Origin of the sequence: Gilliamella sp. GillExp13 (assembly GCF_001690815.1) — a bacterium.
GTDB lineage: Bacteria > Pseudomonadota > Gammaproteobacteria > Enterobacterales > Orbaceae > Gilliamella > Gilliamella bombi.
Genome location: NZ_LZHJ01000042.1, coordinates 1 through 20,811, shown reverse-complemented (window position 1 = coordinate 20,811; position 20,811 = coordinate 1). Strand labels below are relative to the sequence as shown.

The following is a 20,811-nucleotide window of genomic DNA, read 5'->3' as shown; positions in this document are numbered from 1 at the left end:
ATTACTTAATGGCAAAAACCCTAGACAAAATAGTTAAAGTTGTTACTTTTAACAACTAACAAAAAGCTAGTTTGATTGAGCTTTGGTTGCAAAACCTTGAAAACGGTTTTAAAAAAATTTTGTCAAAAAGTTTCAGGTAACTATATGTTAAAGTATAAAATGAGTTGTTTAGTTGGGTTCGGGTTTGTGTTGTTATTTTATTCATCAGACATCCATTTTGCGAAAATAATGTTTGTCTGATTAAATTCTAAGTACTATAGGTAAACTAAATTGTATCAAGTATAAAAAACCGACCATAGAGGTCGGTTTGTCTTTTGAAGTTTTATTACTGTTGAGCTTCAATGTTGTCACCAACTAAATCTAGATGAATAGTTTTACCTGGGACTAATTTACCTGACAGTATCTGTTGTGCCAATGGGTTTTCGATCTCTTGTTGGATCGATCGTTTTAACGGTCTTGCGCCATAAATTGGGTCAAAGCCAACCTTAGCTAACTGTTCAAGTGCCGCATCCGAAATATCCAATTGGTAACCACGTTCTCCTAAACGTTTTTCAACGTGTGCTAACTGAATTTTTGCAATCGCTTTAATGTTTTCTTGACCTAATGGGTGGAATACCACTGTTTCGTCAATACGATTGATAAATTCTGGTCTAAAGTGTTTGGTTACAACCGTCATCACTAGAGATTTTATTTCGTCATAACTTAGTTCAACTTGACCTTGAATTAGGTCAGAACCTAAGTTTGATGTCATAATTATGACAGTGTTACGAAAATCAACTGTGCGACCTTGACCATCTGTTAAGCGCCCATCATCCAATACTTGCAGTAAGATATTAAAGACATCTGGGTGTGCTTTTTCGACTTCATCAAGTAAAATTACTGAGTATGGTCGTCGTCTAACTGCTTCGGTTAAATACCCCCCTTCTTCATACCCAACATAACCTGGAGGTGCACCAATTAAGCGAGCAACGGAGTGTTTTTCCATAAACTCTGACATATCTATACGCACCATAGCATCTTCGCTGTCAAACATAAAGTTAGCCAATGATTTGCAAAGCTCGGTTTTACCGACACCAGTTGGTCCTAAGAATAGGAATGATCCAATCGGTTTATTTGGATCTGAAAGCCCTGCTCGGCTACGTCGAATCGCATTTGCAACCGCTAATACTGCTTCATTTTGACCTATTACACGTTTATGTAAGGCATCTTCCATGTGCAATAGTTTATCTTTTTCGCTCTCAAGCATTCTAGAAACTGGAATACCTGTCGCTTTAGATAATACTTCTGCAATTTCGTTATCGGTCACTTTGTTACGCAATAACTTCATGGTTTTGCCTTCTAACTGCGTTGCTGAAGCAAGTTTCTTTTCGAGCTCTGGAATTTTGCCATATTGTAATTCTGACATTTTGTTCAAGTCGCCAGCTCGACGAGCTTGCTCTATTTCAGTACGTGCCTTTTCTAGTTCTGCTTTGATGTTTTGAGTCCCCGAAACAGCTGCCTTTTCTGACTTCCACTCTTCTTCAAGTGAAGCATATTCCTTTTCTTTTTCAGAAAGTTCATCATTTAACATTTGTAGTCGCTTTTTACTCGCATCATCAGATTCTTTTTTAAGCGCTTGTTGTTCAAGTTTAAGTTGAATTATGCGCCTTTCAAGACGATCTAAAGATTCTGGTTTTGAATCCATTTGCATACGAATACTTGATGCGGCCTCGTCAATTAAATCAATCGCTTTGTCAGGTAACATGCGATCAGAAATATAACGATGCGATAATGTAGCCGCTGCTACGATTGCCGGATCGGTTATTTGCACATGGTGATGCAGTTCATAACGTTCTTTTAAACCACGCAAAATAGCGATAGTATCTTCAACTGTTGGTTCGGCAACATATACTTTTTGGAAACGACGCTCTAACGCAGGATCTTTTTCAATATATTGACGGTATTCATCAAGCGTTGTTGCTCCCACGCAGTGTAATTCACCACGAGCTAATGCGGGTTTTAACATATTACCAGCATCCATTGCTCCATCGCTTTTTCCTGCGCCAACCATGGTATGGATTTCGTCAATAAATAATATAATGCGACCTTCTTCTTTTGCTAAGTCTTTAAGCACGGCTTTTAGGCGTTCTTCAAATTCCCCTCGATATTTGGCACCAGCAATTAATGCCCCCATGTCTAATGATAAAACGCGTTTATGTCGTAATCCTTCAGGGACTTCACGGTTAACAATACGTTGTGCTAATCCTTCTACAATAGCAGTTTTCCCTACACCTGGTTCCCCAATTAATACTGGATTATTTTTAGTACGACGTTGTAATACCTGAATAGTTCGACGGATTTCTTCATCACGACCAATAACAGGATCAAGCTTACCTTGTTCTGCTCGTTGAGTTAAATCAATGGTGTATTTTTTAAGTGCACCGCGTTGATCTTCTGCATTAGGATCGTTCACGTTATCGCTACCTCTTACTTGATTAACTGCTTGGCTAAATTTATCTTTATTAACACCTGATCTTTTAAGAAGATCGCCTAAACTGCCCTTATCTTCTAAAGTGGCTAATATAAAGAGTTCTGATGAAATATAGCTATCACCGTTCTTTTGGGATAATTTATCGCAAAGATTTAATACTCGAACAAAATCTTGCGATGGAATAACATCTCCACCCACACCTTGAACTTGGGGTAATCGGTCAATAGCTTGAGCTAATTCTTGTTGTAAATTAACAATATTTGCACCTGCTGCAATCAATAAAGGCATTACACTACTCCCTTCTTGATTAAGCATGGCTGATAGGACATGCACAGGCTCTATATATTGATTGTCTTTACCTAATGCCATTGACTGCGCATCAGCTAAAGCTTGTTGAAACTTATTTGTTAGTTTATCTAACCTCATAGTGTTTATCTCCTGAGCAATAAATTTGGATTAAACGCTTAACACATTTAATCCATTTGCATGTGATCTAAATGAGTGTTGCAACCTAAATTTCAAGAGCAAAGTTAAAATATTTTTTACAAAATTTATACAACAAGATTATCAAGTATGTAAGAATTAATTGACATAAAAATAAAGCTGTTTGCAATTCAAGCAATTACATCTAAATTTCGTTTTAAGATATACTGGTAAGATGACAAATTCACTTTTATCCCTTATATTGTTACCTTTATTTTGTTAGGTTCGCTAACCGTGGTTCGTAACCCATCCCACGAAAAAAAACTAGGAATATAAAATGTTCAAAATAGCCAAAGAGTTTCAATTTGATGCTTGTCACATGTTAGATGGGCACAATAAAAAGTGTCATAATCTGCACGGACACACTTATCGCCTATTAGTTGAAATTAGCGGAGAGCTTATTGATAACGGCTCAAGCCAAGATATGGTGATGGATTATGCCGATTTAAAGCTAATAGTTAAACAACATATTGTCGATCCGTTAGATCACGCCTATCTTTACTATCAACATAACCCTAATGAGTGCCGTATCGCGTCGTTACTACAAGAAATGGATCGTAAAATTTTTGCCTTTCCATGTAGAACCACCGCAGAAGGAATGAGCAAATTTATTTTTGATTGCTTATCGCAATATTTGCCTGTTTCGATGATCAAAGTATGGGAAACGCCAACTTCGTATTGTGAATATCATCGGAGTTAATGATGATTGAATTTCGTATTGTTGAAATCTTCGAATCCTTACAAGGCGAAGGTTATAATACTGGCATGCCTGCCGTTTTTATTCGTTTTGCAGGATGCAATTTAAATTGCGCCTGGTGTGACACTAATTTTCGCAAATTTACTCGATTCACGTTAGATGCTTTAATGACTAAAGTGGGCGAATATAAAAGCAAAAATATTATTATTACAGGTGGCGAACCGACAATGGTTAAAGCGTTACCTGAATTGCTTTTGCCACTTAAAAAAGCGGGTTATTTTATCGCCATTGAAAGCAACGGTCTTGGTAAAGTCGATCCGCTTATTGATTATATTGCGCTAAGCCCTAAATTTTGTTATCAGTCACGCTATCAAAAAATAGCACAACCAATAGCAAATGAAGTACGCATAGTAGCCGAAAATCACTGCAATTTTATTCCTTTTTGTCAATATATTGAAACTCATATCCAAGCCAAACACTATTATCTATCACCTTGTGAAAAAGATGGTGCATTTAATATGTTTGAAACGATAGATTTGTTAGGTAAAATCAACCAAAATCGACTGAATAATAAATGGCTTTTGAGTGTGCAAAGCCATAAGTTTGCCAATATAGAATGATAATTAGGACTAAAGAGAACTAATTAAATATTCATAAAATTAAAAAGTTTCATTAATTTTAATTAAATAATTATTTAATCTATAATAACCTCATATAAACTACTTATATGGAATTAACTGTCATGCGTTTTTGCTATTGTTTTTTGCTAACTTTGTTTACAACTCCAGTTATAGCTTGGGATATAGTTTGTGATAATACTTTAACTTGTCGTGTTATAGAATATAGTGATATATCTGATAAAGAAGTGATAAAATCGTCAATACTATTCAAGCGAAAAGCGGGAGCTAATCAGCCAGTTGAAATTTATGTTAGAACAAAAAATAACAAAGAAGAAAATGAAGAAGATATTGAAATTAAAAACACTCAACAATTGGATAATTCATTGGCTGCATTTATTAATCAAGAGTATTTAGGCGAATAAAAAGAGATACAAAATAATATTTATCAGTTGTCACAAAACCAAGCTACAAAAATTATTCAAGCGTTTACAAAAAATGAGAAAGTTATATTCCGTAACAATAGAAGTCAATCATCCTATACCAATGGCGGATTTTATGATGTCATGTTGACAATGGACAAAAAACAAGGATGGGTTGGTACAACTGGCGCAGTTATAGCACATGGTAATAAAAATGAATCAAACGTTTATGCACCAATACCTGTACCAACTATAAAAAAAGGTAAAGTAATTGATCCAGAACAAAGTCAAGAACTTAATACCAATGAAGTAATTAAAATATTCCCTCAATTCAAAAAATGCTATATACATGAAGCTAAATGTGATGCTTATGATTTAGAAGATCCTTATTATGATGAAACACAAGGATATGATAAAAGATTTCGATTAATTAAATTAGATAATAACCACGATTTACTTGAAACTTGGTGTTGGTTTAGCGCTTATAACTCAGGTAACGCCTATTGGATAATTTCTAACACTGCTAAACCAAGTAATAAAAATATAAAATTTATAAATAATGAGGGTAATACATACAAAAATGGAACAATATCCAGTATAGCTAAGCTAAGAGGTGAGGGAGATTGTTTAGAAAAATCTAGTTGGACTTGGAATGGACATAAATTTATGCTTTCCTCTAATATAAGTACAGGTGAATGCTTAGGTTTTGACGGTGGGGCTTGGCAATTACCTTCTTTTGTTAGCGAAATAAAGTAATAATTGAACAATAGAAAACCTTCAGATCTTATGGCGGTTTAAATGTTATAATTTTGTATATTAACATTTACCGCAGATCTTTATACTATGAATATTTTACAAAACAGCTAAAAATTGAAAGTTTTTAGCTTAAAAAAACTATTTTATTCAAACCAGATCATTGATGCCATTCTACCAGTTTTATTTTCACGTCGATAAGAGAAGAATTCATCTTGTTCAGTATAAGTACAATAATCACAACCAAAAATTTGCGTTACTCCTACTGCTTGTAAACGCTGTTTGGCAATTAGATATAGGTCTGCTAGGTATTTTTGTTCAGTTGATTTGATCAATTTAAATGCTTCTTGTGCTTTTGGATCAACTTTTTCAAATTGTTGTTTGACTTCAATACCTACCTCAAATTTTTTGACACTAATGGCTGGTCCCATCCAAGCAATGATGTTTGATGGCGAGCTTGAGAATTTTTTGATTGTTTCTTCTAATATACCATTACATAATCCTCGCCAACCGGCATGGGCAGCTGCAACTTCGTCACCTTTTGTTGTACAAAAAAGTACAGGCATGCAATCTGCGGTTAACACCACGCTAACTTGCTTGGGTTGATTGGTATATGATCCATCAGCTTCAAAAGTTTGATAAGAATCAATGTTACCTGTTGGAGGTTGTAAAGTAATTTGTGATATATCAAGCACTGTTGTGCTGTGAGTTTGCTTTAACCAATATGGTTCGCTTGGTATTTGTTCGGCTTGAATAATTCTTCGGCGGTTTTCAACAATATGTTCTGAATTATCACCAGTTCGATTTCCCATATTTAAACTTGCAAATGGCGCTAAACTAACGCCACCAGTCCGTGTTGTAGTAAAGGCATGAATTGTTTTTGGGGCTGTCCAATATGGGTAAATCGATTTAATCATATTTATCACCAATCTAGTTCATCTTTATGCTGTTCGGTATCTTCTTGTAAAGCTTGTATTAACTTTTGCATATCTTCAGGAATAGGAGCATGCCATTCCATTTGTTCACCTGTTATAGGATGATATAATCGCAACATGATAGCGTGTAATGCTTGGCGATTAAAATCGCGTAAGGTTTGAATGAAGGATTCACTAGCCTCCTTAGGCGGCCTTGGTCTTCCACCGTAGAGTGGGTCACCAATTAGTGGGTGAGCAATATGTGCCATGTGCACACGGATTTGGTGAGTTCGCCCTGTTTCTAAGCGCAATCGCAAACGCGTATGTAGGCGATATTTTTCCATCACTCTATAATGGGTAACCGCTGGTTTACCCGTTGGGAATACAGCCATATGTGTGCGTTTGGTTGGATGACGGGTGATAGGCTGATCAACGGTTCCTCCTGCGGTAATAATCCCCATGACTACAGCTTCATATTCGCGTGTAATTTCGCGTAGTTGAAGTGATTCGACCAAATGTGTTTGTGCCATAATAGTTTTAGCTACAACCATTAGCCCTGTTGTATCTTTATCTAGACGATGCACAATACCTGCGCGGGGTACGCGTGCTATCTCAGGATAATAATGCAATAAGGCATTTAATACCGTACCATCAGGATTACCGGCGCCAGGATGCACAACTAAATCACGAGGTTTATTAATCACCAAAATGTCATCATCCTCGTAAACAATATCAAGCTTTATATCTTCCGGTTGATGATAAGTTTCTTGTTCAATTTCAGCATTGATAGTTATTATTTCGCCACCGAGCACTTTTTCTTTCGGTTTATTAACGATAACATCGTTGATAGTGACTTTATTATTAATAATCCAATCTTTTATTCTTGAGCGTGAATAATCAGGAAAAAGCTCGGATAATGCTTGATCTAAACGCATTCCTAGTTGACTTTGTTCGATTTTAATTGATAATTTTAACTCATGCATGTGTAATTTATCTATTTTAAGCTGTTATGTTTTAGAGTATTATATACTAATCATCGCCTTTAATGTTTAATTATATTTGGATCAAAAACTGAATGAAATTGCGTTTACACTCTTTGCTAGCTATCGCTTTAAGTGGCATGCTAATTGGCTGTACTTCTTCCAAGCCCGATGTTGGAAATGTACCCGAGATTGAACTACATAACAAAGCGAAGTCTGAGCTTGAAAATGGTAATATTAAATCCAGTATTACTATATTAGAGTCCTTGGACAAAAATTATCCTTTTGGTCCTTATTCTCAACAAGTTCAACTTGATTTGATTTACGCTTACTACAAATCAGCTGACTTACCGTTAGCGATTGCGTCAATTGACCGTTTTTTGAAATTGAATCCAACGCATCCAAATATTGATTGGGTTATTTATATGCGTGGCATTTCAAATATGGCACAAGACGACAATATGATCCAAGGTTGGTTTAATGTTGATCGTTCAGATCGCGATCCTGATTATGCTTCAGCTGCATTTAAGGACTTTTCTTATCTACTATCTAGTTTTCCAAACAGTCAATATGCAGCCGATGCGCAAAAACGCCTTGTATTTTTGAAAAATAGATTGGCTCGCTATCAGTTAAAAGTCGCACAATTCTATACAAAACGCGGTGCTTATGTAGCTGTGATTAATCGCGTGACTGAAATGTTAATTATGTTCCCAGATACCGATTCAACTAAAGAAGCATTGCTTTTAATGCGTAATGCTTATAATGAATTAGGCTTAGCTGATGAAACCCAAAAACTTGATCAACTGATTCAAGCAAATCTTAAAAACATTCCTAAAGAAGAACAACGATCATTTTTATCACGTTTTACTAGCGTTTTTAATGGCGGTTAGACTGTTTTATAATTAAGATACCTATCTTTAATTGCTATTTAATCACACTTAAATAGCAATTAATTTAACTTGTTGTACTCCTTTCACCTTAACCTATTAAAGTTTTGTTATTTATTAAATATCAGTAATAAGATATGCTCAATAACTTAGAATTTATCATAACAAGAAATCAATATCTTACTTCATATATCGTTTGTAAAACGAATCAATAACCAATACAATTAGCAGCATATTTTTATTAGTAATAATAGATAGGACATTAACTCGTCATGCAAGAACAATATCGCCCAGATGAAATAGAAGCCATAGTACAAAAACATTGGCAAGAAAATAAAACCTTTCACGCTACTGAAGACTCGTCAAAAGAAAAATATTACTGCTTATCGATGCTACCTTACCCTTCTGGGCGTTTGCATCTTGGTCATGTTCGTAACTACACCATTGGTGATACCATTTCACGTTACCAACGTTTAAATGGTAAAAATGTACTACAGCCAATCGGTTGGGATGCGTTTGGTTTGCCTGCTGAAGGTGCTGCAATTAAAAACAATACTGCACCTGCAAAATGGACCTATGAAAATATTGCTTATATGAAAAAGCAATTACAACTTTTAGGATTTGGTTATGATTGGGATCGTGAAATTACTACTTGTTGTCCTGAATATTATAAATGGGAACAGTGGTTTTTTACTAAGTTATACGAAAAAGGCTTAGTTTATAAAAAAACATCGGCAGTTAACTGGTGCCCAAATGATCAGACCGTACTTGCTAATGAGCAAGTGGTTGAAGGTTGTTGTTGGCGTTGTAGTACCCCTGTTGAGCGAAAAGAAATTCCACAATGGTTTATTAAAATTACCGAATATGCCGAAGAACTACTTAATGATTTGGATACGCTTGAAAGCTGGCCAGAGCAAGTTAAAACCATGCAACGTAACTGGATTGGTCGTTCTGAAGGGGTTGAGTTTGATTTTGCTGTTGAAAATTATTCTGATAAGTTACGCGTTTATACAACTCGTCCTGATACATTAATGGGCGTTAGCTTTGTCTCTATTGCCGCAGAGCACCCTCTTGCACAATTAGCTGCTCAAAACGATCCTAAAATTGCTGAATTTATTGCTGAATGCAAAAATACCAAAACAGCCGAAGCTGATATGGCAACCATGGAAAAGAAAGGTATTGCCACAGGCTTTTATGCTATTCATCCTTTAACAGGTAAAAAAGTCCCTGTTTGGATTGCTAATTTTGTGTTAATTGAATATGGTACAGGTGCAGTAATGGCTGTACCAAGTCACGATGAACGCGATTATGAATTTGCTTCTAAATATCACTTACCAATCAATCCTGTTATTTTAACTCAAGACGGTAACGCACCAGATCTTTCTGAAAAAGCATATACTGAGCATGGCAAGTTATTTAATTCAGGCGAATTTGATGGTCTTGATTTTGATCAAGCATTTAATGCTGTTGCTGATAAGTTAATTGCATTAGGTATTGGTAAACGTAAAGTTAATTACCGTTTACGTGATTGGGGTGTTTCGCGTCAACGTTATTGGGGTGCACCAATCCCAATGGTGACGCTTGAAGATGGTACAACCATACCAACACCAGAAAACCAATTACCAGTTATTTTACCTGAAAATGTTGAAATGAATGGTATTACCAGTCCAATTAAGGCAGATTCTAACTGGGCTAAGACAACCGTTAACGGTCAACCTGCACTACGTGAAACCGATACGTTTGATACCTTTATGGAATCTTCTTGGTATTATGCTCGTTACACTTGTCCAAACTACGACAAAGGTATGTTAGACGAAAAGGCAGCAAATTACTGGTTACCTGTTGATCAGTATGTTGGTGGTATTGAACATGCCATTATGCATTTACTTTATTTTAGATTTTTCCATAAATTAATGCGTGATTTTGGTTTGGTATCGTCAGATGAGCCAGCAAAACGCCTACTTTGCCAAGGTATGGTATTAGCTGATGCATTTTATTATACTAGCCCAACAAATGAACGTATTTGGGTTTCGCCAACTGAAGTCACTATTGAACGTGATGATAAGGGCCGCATTGCTAAAGCTGTCGATAGTCATGGCAATGAGCTAGTTCATGCTGGTATGACAAAAATGTCAAAATCAAAAAATAATGGCATCGATCCACAAGAGATGGTTGAAAAATATGGTGCTGATACCGTTCGATTGTTTATGATGTTTGCTTCGCCTGCTGATATGACTCTAGAATGGCAAGAATCTGGCGTTGAGGGTGCAAACCGATTTATTAAACGTGTATGGCGTTTAGTTTATGAACATACCCAAAAAGGTGTAGCAGAAAAACTAGACGTTACAGCTCTAGATAGTGAACAAAAATCATTGCGTCGTGAATTACATAAAACCATAGCGAAAGTGAGTGATGATATTGGCCGCCGCCAAACATTTAATACTGCTATTGCCGCTGTGATGGAATTTATGAATCGCTTACAAAAAGCACCACAAGAAACTGGGCAAGATCGCGCTCTAATGAATGAAGCTTTAAATGCGATTGTTCGACTACTTTACCCTATGATGCCTCACGCTTGTTTTGTTATGTGGCAAGCTTTAGGTAACAACGAATCGATTGATAATACAATTTGGCCTGTTGCAGATCAATCGGCAATGGTTGAGGACGAAAAACTCATTGTTGTACAAATCAATGGCAAAGTCCGCGGTAAATTTATTGTCCCTGCCGATGCCGATCAAGATTTTGTTGTATCACAAGCAAAACAAGAGCCTAACATCCAAAAATATTTGAATGATGTTGCTATCCGTAAAGTGATTTATGTACCGGGTAAATTATTAAATCTTGTTGTTGGTTAATATTGTTTGATAACTAAATTTAGGCGGTTATTGATATGAAAAAATATTTAGCATTAATTATGTTATTAACAATATCCTTAACAGGATGTGGATTTCACTTGCAACATGAGACAGAAGTACCAAAAAGTTTTAAAACGATGTCTTACATAAGTTATGACCCTTATGGCCGGTTGTCTCGCAATATTAAAGAGTTATTACACGATAATGATGTGACAATAACGAATAATAATGCTTCAGGTCAGGTACCATTGTTAAAAATGGTAAGTGAAAACCTAAGTCGCAATACCATCTCGATTTATCAAGATGGTAAAGCTGCGGAATATCAATTAGTGCTAACGATTGAAGCACAAGTTGTTATTGCTGGTCAACAGACTTATCCAATAAGCGTACGCGTGTTTAGAACGTTTTTTGATAATCCTGCTGAAGCTTTGGCTAAGACGGTTGAACAAGACTTGATTGAAAACGAAATGTTTAAACAAGCGGCTAAACAAGTCATCCGTAAATTAAAATCGATTCATGTAGTAAATTAACATTGACATGATTAAAATTAGCGCCGATCAAATTAACCATAAAGTGGGGGCACCCTATTATTTAATTTTAGGTAGTGATCCCTATTTACAGCATTATGTGCAAACTGAGTTACGCAAGGCCTTTTTACAAGAAGGATTTGACGAGCAACTTACTTTTGTAATTGATAATCAAACCAATTGGACAGCAATTTATGATAGCTGTCAGGCTATGAATCTATTTTCTGCAAATACTCTGATTTTTCTTGATTTTGGTGAGGGTTCATTAAACGCAGCTATCACTACCAAACTCAATACACTAAGTGAGGTTTTAACCCCTGGTATTGCGCTGGTTATTACACTTAACAAAATTACGAAATCGCAAGAAAATGCTACTTGGTATAAAGCGTTATCTGATAAATTGGTGGTTGTCAATTGCACTACACCCGATACTTTACAGTTGCCACAATGGATTAAAAATCATTTGCAACAACAACAAATGACCATTGAACCAAAGGCAATTGAACTGCTTTGCTATTATTATGAAGGCAATTTACTAGCATTAACACAAATTATTGCACAACTTAAGTTGTTGTATCCTAATCAGAGCATTTCTTATGATGAAGTCGAAAATAATATAAATGATTCGGCAATATTTACACCATATCATTGGATTGATGCGATGATTGCCAATAAAACAAAGCGAGCCATTCATATTTTACAACAATTAAAAATAAATGAATTTGAGCCGTTAATTTTATTGCGGATTGTTCAACGTGAATTGATATTGATGATCAATTTAAAAAAAGGATTGCAACAAAAATCATTAAAACAAGTTTTCGATGAATATAAGGTTTGGCAAAATAAAAGAACGATATATACCAGTTATCTCAACCGTTGCGATATTAATGACCTATTTAATTTGTTAGCCAAATTGACAGAGATCGAAATCAGTTTAAAGCATGATAACCAAGCACGAATATGGGACGCAATATTTAATTTATCGATGCAATTTATGGGATTAGATAAATGTTAACTGCATTATTAGGAGGAACTTTTGATCCGATCCATTATGGACACCTTCGCCCTGCTATTTCGTTAGCAAATGAAGTCGGATTAAAGCAAATTAGTTTATTGCCTAATCATATCCCTCCTCATAAACCACAACCCGAAGCGAGTACTGAACAACGCTTGGCAATGTTAAAATTGGCTATCGAAGGTTTACCATTATTTGCGTTGAATGTAAGAGAGATCTTACCTGAAACTTCAACACGTCCTTCTTATACTATCGAAACTCTTCAAGCCTGGCGACAAGAAAATGGGAATAGTGAAGGATTGGCATTTATTATGGGACAAGATTCATTATTGAGTTTACCGACTTGGAATAAATGGAAAACGTTGCTTGATTATTGCCATTTACTAATTTGCCGTAGACCAGGTTATGCCCCAAAAACTGATAACATTGAGTTACAACAATGGATTGATGTGCATTATACCACAAACGTTAAAGATCTACACAATTCACCACATGGTTATATCTTTTTTGCACATACGCCACTTGAAAATATTTCAGCTACTGAGATCAGACAAAATATTAACAACCAAGTCAGTTGTGAAAATTTGTTACCGCCCAAAGTGTGGCATTACATTCATCAGCAAGGACTTTATACTGTAAAGAAATAGTAGAAAGGGCTTTACATCTGACAGTTTTTTCGGCATTATTTCGCCGCTGTGTTTATTTATTTTAAACTCAGCTTTTTGTGTTTATACTTAACTTTACTTTGTCATCAAATAAAATACTTTATAGGTGACATAAAAGCGCAACCAACGCTATACCTTTGCACTATGTGCTTAGACGAGGAAAGTTAGTTGAGTATATTTAATTTGTACTTATTATTAAGAGGCCCCAATGGCAAAAGAAGATAACATTGAAATGCAAGGAACCATACTTGATACTCTTCCAAATACGATGTTTCGTGTGGAACTTGAAAATGGTCATGTCGTTACTGCACATATTTCTGGTAAAATGCGGAAGAACTATATTCGTATTTTAACTGGTGATAAAGTTACTGTTGAAATGACACCTTACGATCTATCTAAAGCACGCATCATCTTCCGAAGTCGCTAATATCGTTATCAGAATAAACTGTTATCGCTATATAACTGTTTATTTCTCTCTTTTTTAATAAAAAACCGTCGACAAAAGTCGACGGAGAAGTGAGATATTCAAACTAAGCCAGTGAATTAATCATCTTTAGAAAAGTTCATTTGATCGTATTTAACCCATCTTGTTTTTTTAACTATTTTATAGCCAAAGTAAATCATTAAAAATAATGGTAAACCGATATAGGTTGCAATTACACTATTCCAATCAATAGTATCTTGTAGGAAGGCTTCGTAATTTTGGCCAAGTGTTATAATTAAACATAATACGAAAGCAAAAACAGGGCCAAATGGAAAGCAGCTTGATTTATATGGTAATTGATTAACATCATGACCTTGCATAAGGTAACCCTTTCTAAAACGATAATGACTAATTGCTATTCCTAACCAAGCAATAAAACCAGTCATACCGGACATATTGAGCAACCACAAATAAACAACCTGATCTTTATACATCGACGTTAAGAAGCAAAGCATAGCCACAAATGTCGTTGCTAACAACGCTGCACGAGGTACGCCTGATGATGATAATTTTGCAAAGATTTTAGGTGCTTTACCTTCTTTAGCAAGAGCATAAAGCATTCGGGTCGAAGCATAAAGTCCTGAGTTACCCGCAGATAAAACTGAAGTCAGTATAACTGCATTCATTAATGCCGCAGCTGATAATAATCCTGCATGTTCAAATACTAGGGTAAATGGACTAACACTTATATCGGTTTCATCATTACGTAGTAAATTAGGATCAGTATAAGGAATAATTAAACTGATGACTAAAATCGCAAAGATATAAAATAACAGTATTCGCCAAAAGACTTGTCGCATTGCTTTAGGAATATTTTTTTCTGGATCTTTTGATTCACCAGCTGCAATTCCAATTAATTCGGTACCTTGAAATGAAAATCCAACTACCATTGCTACACCAATCATTGATGAAAATCCACCTGCAAAAGGCGCTTCTTTGATGGTCCAATTTTGCCAACCTCCACCTTCTACACCATGGAAAATACCAATAATCATTAATAAACCAACAATAATAAAAACAATAACAGTGACGACTTTAATTAATGAAAACCAAAATTCAGCTTCACCAAAGCCTTTAACTGAAATATAGTTTAAACAAAAGATGATACTTAAAAACAATAAACTCCATAACCAGCTATAAGGACCGGCATCAAACCAATAAGAAATAACTAGCTGAGCGGCAACTAGGTCAACAGCAACCGTAATTGCCCAGTTATACCAATAGTTCCAACCAATGGCAAAACCAAACGCTTCATCTACATAACGTGAACCATAAGTTGCAAAGGTGCCTGAAACAGGTAAATATGCAGCAAGTTCCCCTAAGCTAGTCATTAAAAAGTACACCATTACACCTATAATGGCATACGAAAGCAAAGCTCCACCGGGACCTGCCTGAGCAACAGTTGCTCCTGAGGCAACAAATAGTCCTGTGCCAATTGAGCCACCAATGGCGATCATGGCTAAGTGACGCGCCTTCAAATCTCGTTTTAATTTGTTTTTCATATCAATATTCTTCTTTGTTAAGGAGAGTAAATCTTATGGAGCATAACTTTTTATACTCCACATTATTTAACAGCCAAGTAGGCAGCTAAAAATTTATATTAATCATTACAGATAAATAAAATGAGTGAAAGTTTATCAAAAAAAAATGATGGCGAGATAAATAATTCTAATAATCGAACTGTTTTGTTAACTATATACAATAATTAACCTTTAGTTAGCTGTTCTAATTGAGTTAAATAATTCAATGCTTGCGAACGGTTATTACCACACATTTTAATACAAGGCTTTAATCGACCACAAACTGTCGGTCTTGATGGGTGAAAAAACAATTTACATTGATAATTGTTATCTAAATGAATACAAGCAATACCAGCTGGTTTGCCCTTAGGCATATCAGGGATAGCTGATGAAATTGAAGGAGCAATACAACAGGCACCACAGTTTTTTCGACATTGGAGTAAATCTGTCATGGTATTTTCTTTATTTTAAGTTTATTTAATAAATTTTGATGGTGACAATAGCAAGTTGGCGGTAAAATAGCGAGCTTATTTTTAATCGTGAAGAATAAATATTATGGCTAAAGCAAATGAAATAAAACGCGGTGATGCAGTCACCTATAATGGTAAATTATTACTTGTTAAAGATATTGATGTTCAAAGTCCAAGTGCACGCGGTGCCAGTACACTTTATAAAATGCGTTTTACCGATGTAAAAAATGGTGGAAAAGTTGAAGAACGCTTTAAAGGTGATGATATCCTCGAAACAATTGAACTATCCCGTCGACCTGTTAGTTTTTCGTATATTGATGGTGATGAATATGTCTTTATGGATAATGAGGATTATACCCCTTATATCTTCAAAAAAGAGCAAATTGAAGATGAATTATTGTTTATCCCTGAAGGCGGTATGAATGGTATTCAAGTGCTAATGGCTGATGGTGAAGTTCTTGCTTTGGAATTGCCACAGACTGTTGAACTTGATATTGTTGAAACCTCGCCAAGTATTAAAGGTGCTTCAGCTAGTGCACGAACTAAACCTGCTACTTTATCGACTGGGCTTGTAATTCAGGTTCCAGAATATATTGATAACCACGAAAGAGTTAAAATTCATATTGCTGAACGCCGTTATATGAGCCGTGCTGAATAACCAATAAAATCGTAATGAATATATATAATCAAAATAAACTACATAAACGATTGCGTCGTTTAACCGGCGAAGCAATCGCTGACTTTAATATGATCGAAGAAGGTGATCGTATTATGGTTTGCTTATCAGGTGGTAAAGATAGTTATACTTTACTCGATATTCTTATCAACTTAAAAATCAGTGCACCAGTACATTTTGATCTAATAGCAGTTAACTTAGATCAAAAACAACCGGGATTTCCTGAACATGTATTGCCTGAATATCTAAACTCTTTAGGCATTAAATATAAAATCGTGCAAGAAAACACCTACGGTATTGTCAAGGATAAAATCCCGGAAAGTAAAACAACTTGCTCGCTTTGTTCACGACTACGCCGTGGCATTTTATATCGCACAGCGACCGAACTTGGTGCAACAAAAATTGCCCTTGGTCATCATCGAGATGATATTTTAGAAACACTATTTTTAAATATGTTTTATGGTGGCAAACTCAAAGCAATGCCGCCAAAGCTAATGAATGATTCAGGTGAACATATCATTATCCGACCACTAGCTTATTGCAAAGAAAAAGATATCGCCAAATACGCTGAAATTAAACAGTTTCCGATTATTCCTTGTAATCTTTGTGGTTCACAACCAAATCTGCAAAGACAAGTGATTAAAGAGATGCTAAATGAATGGGATAAAAAATATCCAGGGCGTATTGAGACCATGTTTCGTGCAACACAAAATATCACTCTATCTCATCTGTGTGATATCAATTTGTTTGATTTCAAAGGAATTAAAAAAGGTGATCTTGCCGTTAATGGTGGTGATATTGCTTTTGACCGCGAAGATATGGAATCAGCCATCGGCTTTGATGCATCAGAACTGGAAAAACAAGATATGATTTTATGGAAAGAAGCAAAATAGTTGCTTAATATACATATACTCTAACTTTTTTCATTAATGCCACTAATGTGGCATTAATTTTTACATTTCCTAGAAATTTTAAATCAACAATATAGTTAAACCAAACATTAAAATAAAAAGCCAATTTATTATGTTAACCATTTTAGCCAGCATTGGTTGACTATTTGTTTTTCTAGCACAAATTGCGAACTATTAACCGTGCTAGATTGTAATTGCAATGCTAATCTATGAATTTTGTTGCGCATATCGATATAGGCTTGTGTTAGCTGCTCTGCTTCTTGGCTATCCATTATTTGATAATTTGTCGCAAGTTCTAAAATCCGAACATTATCGCTCCACTTTGTCATTTTAGGATATTTATTAGCATAATTAAGCACAAGATATTGCGATATAAACTCAATATCTCCTATTCCTCCTTCATCGATTTTTAAATTAAATAAATTGGCTTGTGTTGTACCAAGATGATTTCTCATTTTTTCCCGCATTTGGCGAACTTCAGTTTTTAAGGCATTTTCATCTCGCTTTTTACAAAGTACATTATGACGAATTTGGTTAAAGCGTTTGATTAATTCACCTTCTCCATATATAGCTCTGGCTCTAACTAATGCTTGATGCTCCCAAGTCCAAGCTTCATTCATTTGGTAGTCTTCAAACGAATCTAAACTACAAACAAGCAACCCTGCATCACCCTGAGGACGAAGCCTTACATCGACTTCATATAAAATCCCAAAACTAGTACGAACATTAAATAGATGAATAATTCGCTGAACTAAACGCAAATAGAATTGACGACTATCTATCTGCTTATTGCCATTGGTTATACTATTAACTGGACAATCATGTAAAAAAACCAAATCTAAATCTGAACCATAACCTAACTCCCAACCTCCTAATTTGCCATAGGCAACCACAACTAGTCCTTTATCATTATCAGTCAAATATTCTGGTCTCCCATATCGAGTAACCATTTGATTCCAAGCCATTTGTACTACAAAATCTAATAATGATTCAGCCACATAAGTTAGGTGATCACTGACCTTCATGGTAGTCAATACATGCTCAACATCGCAAGCAGCTATATGCAACAATTGCATCTGTTTAAATTGTCGTAAAGCTTCAAGTTGTTGCTCTTCACCATCAATCTGAATGCGTAATAAATATTGATAAAGCTGGCTTTTATACTCATCAGGTGCAACAGTTTGATACAGTAAATTAATATCAATAAGTTCATCTAACAATATAGGATAATGAGCTAGTTGATCACTAATCATTGGCGATGCGCAACATAAACGAATTAATTGTTTTAAAGCTGTTGGATATTCTAGTAATAATTCTAGATAAGTAGTGCGACTTACAATATTAACTAGTAAAGGCAAAATTCTTGATAAAACCACTATTGCTGTTTTTTCGCTACAAATTGACTCTAATAAACGAGGCATTAATTGATCGAGTATTTCTCGCCCTCGTACACCAATGGTGCGTTTACCAATATCATTACGAAACTGTACCAGCAATTGATGAAGCTGCTTAACTTCTGTATCTGAATAAGCTGGTAATATTTGCTTGACATCGCTTATTTGAAGATCAGGCACCCAAAGATCATCAAATTGATCATTATAAGGTTTGATCGTTGAGGTAGATTCTGATTCGTTTTCGCCAATAAGTTCATTAAAAATTTGGCGATTAACTTGCATCCGTTTGAATAAACTTTGCTCAAATTCTTCCCAATTAGCAAATCCCATACTTGTCGCTAAACGTAATTGATCGAGCTCATCATCAGGTAGTGTTTGGGTTTGCTCATCGCAAATTGCTTGTAGTATATTCTCACAACGGCGTAAAAAGAAATAATTTTCTCGAAGTGTAGTTACTTCGTCAGTTTTAAGTAATGACTCTTGTTCAATAACAGATAAAGCCGTAAGTAGTGAACGTGTTTGTAATCCCACTACTCTCCCACCACGAATAAGTTGAAAAACCTGAACGATAAACTCAATTTCACGAATTCCGCCAGCACCAAGTTTGATATTATTTTTCAATCCTCGCCGACGAACTTCTCTTTCAATCATGCTTTTCATATTTCGTAATGATTGTAATACACTAAAATCAATATAACGGCGAAAAACAAATGGTTTTAACATTTGATAAAGCTCACTGACATAAGGAGATTGTTGATCACCAAGCACTTTAGCTTTAACCATTGCATAACGTTCCCAGTCGCGCCCTTGTTCTTGGTAGTAATCTTCCATAGCAGAAAAACTCAGCACCAAAGGTCCTCCATCACCAAGTGGCCGCAAGCGCATATCAACGCGATATACAAATCCATCTTCTGTAATTTGGTCTAACGTTTTGATCAAACGTTGTCCTAAACGTGTAAAGAATACAGCATTATCTAACTCTTTCCGCCCTCCTTGTGTTTGTCCATGTTCAGGATAGGTAAAAATCAAATCAATATCGGACGAAAAATTAAGTTCTCCACCACCTAATTTTCCCATACCTAAAATCAGCAGTGGCTGAGTCTGACCTTGAGCATTGTAAGGTGTCCCCCACTCTTTGCAACTAAGCTCATAAAGCAAATTACGTGCTGTAACAATTATCACCTCAGCTAGTTCACTTAATTGTAATAAAATCTGCTCGTCATTACTGATATGAACTAGTTGAGACCATGCTAACCGGACTAAAATATAACGACGAAATTGCCTTAAAATCTTCATGAATTCAGTTTCATCTGAAACTGCTATTAATTTTTCATTTAACCAAGTTTGGTAATACTGTCTTTCGTCTGCTTGTGGTGGATTTTGGCTGATTTCTGTTAGCCAGTTAGGAAATCGATAAAATGCATCTACCAAAAAATTACTTTGCACTAAAATATCTAGATTAGCTTGTATTTCGTTTGATTGACATTGTTTAAGTTGAGAGGCAACTTTTTGCTTTTGTTGTTCAAGCAAAGAAGAAACTGGAAGGTTAAATTCTGACATAAGCAAGCTCTCTTAGAAATTTCTTCACAAAATAATATTAGCAAAATAAGAATATATTATAAGTAACTTTTGTAAGTTATATAGTATTTTATATACAAAATAAAAACGTGTCGAAAATAATGAGATGATGTTTTAATTGAGTATTGTTTTTAGGAATGATTCATAAAGAATATACAACTTCTTTAAACCTTTTATTTTATATTGCTGGTATGTCCACACTTTTTAGTACCAAAAAGATAAGGTCATCGATTTCTTTTGTATTCAATCGGCGACTGGTAATTTAATGTTGAATGAAGTCGATTATAATTAAACCAATCCACATAGTGATTAAATTCCAATTTAAGTTGCGCCAGTGAATCAAAAATAGTATTTGACACAAATTCTGTTTTCACTGCTTTGAATGTGCTTTCTGCAATTGCGTTATCATAGGGGCAGCCTTTGCGACTTAAGGACCGTTTAATTCCAAATGCTGTTAAACATTCATCAATCAAATGATTATCAAACTCTTTTC

18 protein-coding genes, 1 pseudogene and 1 riboswitch are annotated in these 20,811 nt (G+C 35.3%); of the genes and pseudogenes, 12 read left to right on the top strand and 7 right to left on the bottom strand.

Annotated elements, in window-relative coordinates:
* Positions 1-325: 325 nt before the first annotated feature.
* Positions 326-2,896 (bottom strand): ATP-dependent chaperone ClpB, encoded by a 2,571-nt coding sequence (gene clpB, locus A9G37_RS03345; RefSeq protein WP_065574620.1) that lies wholly within the window; start codon positions 2,894-2,896, stop codon positions 326-328.
* 285 nt (positions 2,897-3,181) lie between these two features.
* Positions 3,182-3,227, top strand: a riboswitch (PreQ1 riboswitch).
* Between the two features lie 3 nt (positions 3,228-3,230).
* On the opposite strand from clpB, the gene queD reads away from it, so the two are divergent.
* The 4 genes from queD to A9G37_RS03325 all read left to right on the top strand — a co-directional run bounded on the left by queD (position 3,231) and on the right by A9G37_RS03325 (position 5,445).
* A complete protein-coding gene (gene queD / locus A9G37_RS03340; RefSeq protein WP_034911334.1) occupies positions 3,231-3,653 on the top strand; it encodes a 6-carboxytetrahydropterin synthase QueD in 423 nt (140 codons plus the stop codon).
* Positions 3,654-3,655: 2 nt separating this feature from the next.
* Positions 3,656-4,270, top strand: coding sequence for a 7-carboxy-7-deazaguanine synthase QueE (locus A9G37_RS03335; RefSeq protein WP_051634197.1), 615 nt, complete (start codon positions 3,656-3,658; stop codon positions 4,268-4,270).
* A 107-nt stretch (positions 4,271-4,377) separates the two neighbouring features.
* Positions 4,378-4,692, top strand: a complete 315-nt coding sequence (locus A9G37_RS13320; RefSeq protein ID WP_080702326.1) for a DUF1176 domain-containing protein — start codon at positions 4,378-4,380, stop codon at positions 4,690-4,692.
* Between the two features lie 27 nt (positions 4,693-4,719).
* Positions 4,720-5,445 carry a DUF1176 domain-containing protein gene (locus A9G37_RS03325; protein ID WP_065574619.1) on the top strand — a complete coding sequence of 242 codons (726 nt, stop codon included), beginning with the start codon at positions 4,720-4,722 and terminating at the stop codon, positions 5,443-5,445.
* Between the two features lie 143 nt (positions 5,446-5,588).
* Here A9G37_RS03325 and pgeF read toward each other — a convergent pair whose 3' ends face one another.
* Both pgeF and rluD read right to left on the bottom strand, forming a co-directional pair.
* Complete coding sequence (gene pgeF, locus A9G37_RS03320) at positions 5,589-6,359, bottom strand: peptidoglycan editing factor PgeF (RefSeq protein WP_065574618.1); 771 nt, start codon at positions 6,357-6,359, stop codon at positions 5,589-5,591.
* Positions 6,360-6,364: 5 nt separating this feature from the next.
* A complete protein-coding gene (gene rluD / locus A9G37_RS03315; RefSeq protein ID WP_065574617.1) occupies positions 6,365-7,339 on the bottom strand; it encodes a 23S rRNA pseudouridine(1911/1915/1917) synthase RluD in 975 nt (324 codons plus the stop codon).
* A 92-nt stretch (positions 7,340-7,431) separates the two neighbouring features.
* Between rluD and bamD the strand changes: the two are divergent.
* The 6 genes and pseudogenes from bamD to infA form a co-directional block, all read left to right on the top strand.
* A pseudogene (gene bamD / locus A9G37_RS03310) lies at positions 7,432-8,154 on the top strand (outer membrane protein assembly factor BamD); the annotation flags it as partial.
* 341 nt (positions 8,155-8,495) lie between these two features.
* On the top strand, positions 8,496-11,078 hold the full coding sequence (leuS, locus tag A9G37_RS03305) for a leucine--tRNA ligase (RefSeq protein ID WP_065574615.1): 2,583 nt from the start codon (positions 8,496-8,498) through the stop codon (positions 11,076-11,078).
* A 35-nt stretch (positions 11,079-11,113) separates the two neighbouring features.
* On the top strand, positions 11,114-11,608 hold the full coding sequence (gene lptE, locus A9G37_RS03300) for an LPS assembly lipoprotein LptE (RefSeq protein WP_065574614.1): 495 nt from the start codon (positions 11,114-11,116) through the stop codon (positions 11,606-11,608).
* A gap of 7 nt (positions 11,609-11,615) precedes the next feature.
* Positions 11,616-12,620 carry a DNA polymerase III subunit delta gene (gene holA / locus A9G37_RS03295; RefSeq protein ID WP_065574613.1) on the top strand — a complete coding sequence of 335 codons (1,005 nt, stop codon included), beginning with the start codon at positions 11,616-11,618 and terminating at the stop codon, positions 12,618-12,620.
* Positions 12,614-13,267 carry a nicotinate-nucleotide adenylyltransferase gene (gene nadD / locus A9G37_RS03290; protein ID WP_065574612.1) on the top strand — a complete coding sequence of 218 codons (654 nt, stop codon included), beginning with the start codon at positions 12,614-12,616 and terminating at the stop codon, positions 13,265-13,267. Before holA ends, nadD begins: the two co-directional genes overlap by 7 nt.
* Before the next feature lie 226 nt (positions 13,268-13,493).
* The gene (gene infA / locus A9G37_RS03285; RefSeq protein WP_025315083.1) at positions 13,494-13,712 is read left to right on the top strand and encodes a translation initiation factor IF-1; all 219 of its coding nucleotides are present in this window, start codon (positions 13,494-13,496) and stop codon (positions 13,710-13,712) included.
* Positions 13,713-13,828: 116 nt separating this feature from the next.
* Here infA and A9G37_RS03280 read toward each other — a convergent pair whose 3' ends face one another.
* Positions 13,829-15,271, bottom strand: a complete 1,443-nt coding sequence (locus tag A9G37_RS03280; RefSeq protein ID WP_065574611.1) for an amino acid permease — start codon at positions 15,269-15,271, stop codon at positions 13,829-13,831.
* Positions 15,272-15,474: 203 nt separating this feature from the next.
* Positions 15,475-15,741 (bottom strand): YkgJ family cysteine cluster protein, encoded by a 267-nt coding sequence (locus A9G37_RS03275; protein ID WP_065574610.1) that lies wholly within the window; start codon positions 15,739-15,741, stop codon positions 15,475-15,477.
* Positions 15,742-15,844: 103 nt separating this feature from the next.
* Between A9G37_RS03275 and yeiP the strand changes: the two genes are divergently transcribed.
* Both yeiP and ttcA read left to right on the top strand, forming a co-directional pair.
* A complete protein-coding gene (yeiP, locus tag A9G37_RS03270) occupies positions 15,845-16,417 on the top strand; it encodes an elongation factor P-like protein YeiP (protein WP_065574609.1) in 573 nt (190 codons plus the stop codon).
* Between the two features lie 14 nt (positions 16,418-16,431).
* The gene (gene ttcA, locus A9G37_RS03265; protein WP_065574608.1) at positions 16,432-17,328 is read left to right on the top strand and encodes a tRNA 2-thiocytidine(32) synthetase TtcA; all 897 of its coding nucleotides are present in this window, start codon (positions 16,432-16,434) and stop codon (positions 17,326-17,328) included.
* Positions 17,329-17,456: 128 nt separating this feature from the next.
* Here ttcA and glnE read toward each other — a convergent pair whose 3' ends face one another.
* Positions 17,457-20,300: a bifunctional [glutamate--ammonia ligase]-adenylyl-L-tyrosine phosphorylase/[glutamate--ammonia-ligase] adenylyltransferase gene (glnE, locus tag A9G37_RS03260; RefSeq protein ID WP_065574607.1), complete on the bottom strand. Its 2,844-nt coding sequence runs from the start codon at positions 20,298-20,300 to the stop codon at positions 17,457-17,459.
* 242 nt (positions 20,301-20,542) lie between these two features.
* Positions 20,543-20,811, bottom strand: a 269-nt coding sequence (locus A9G37_RS03255) for an IS3 family transposase (protein WP_141670985.1), incomplete at its 5' end; no start/stop codon positions are given.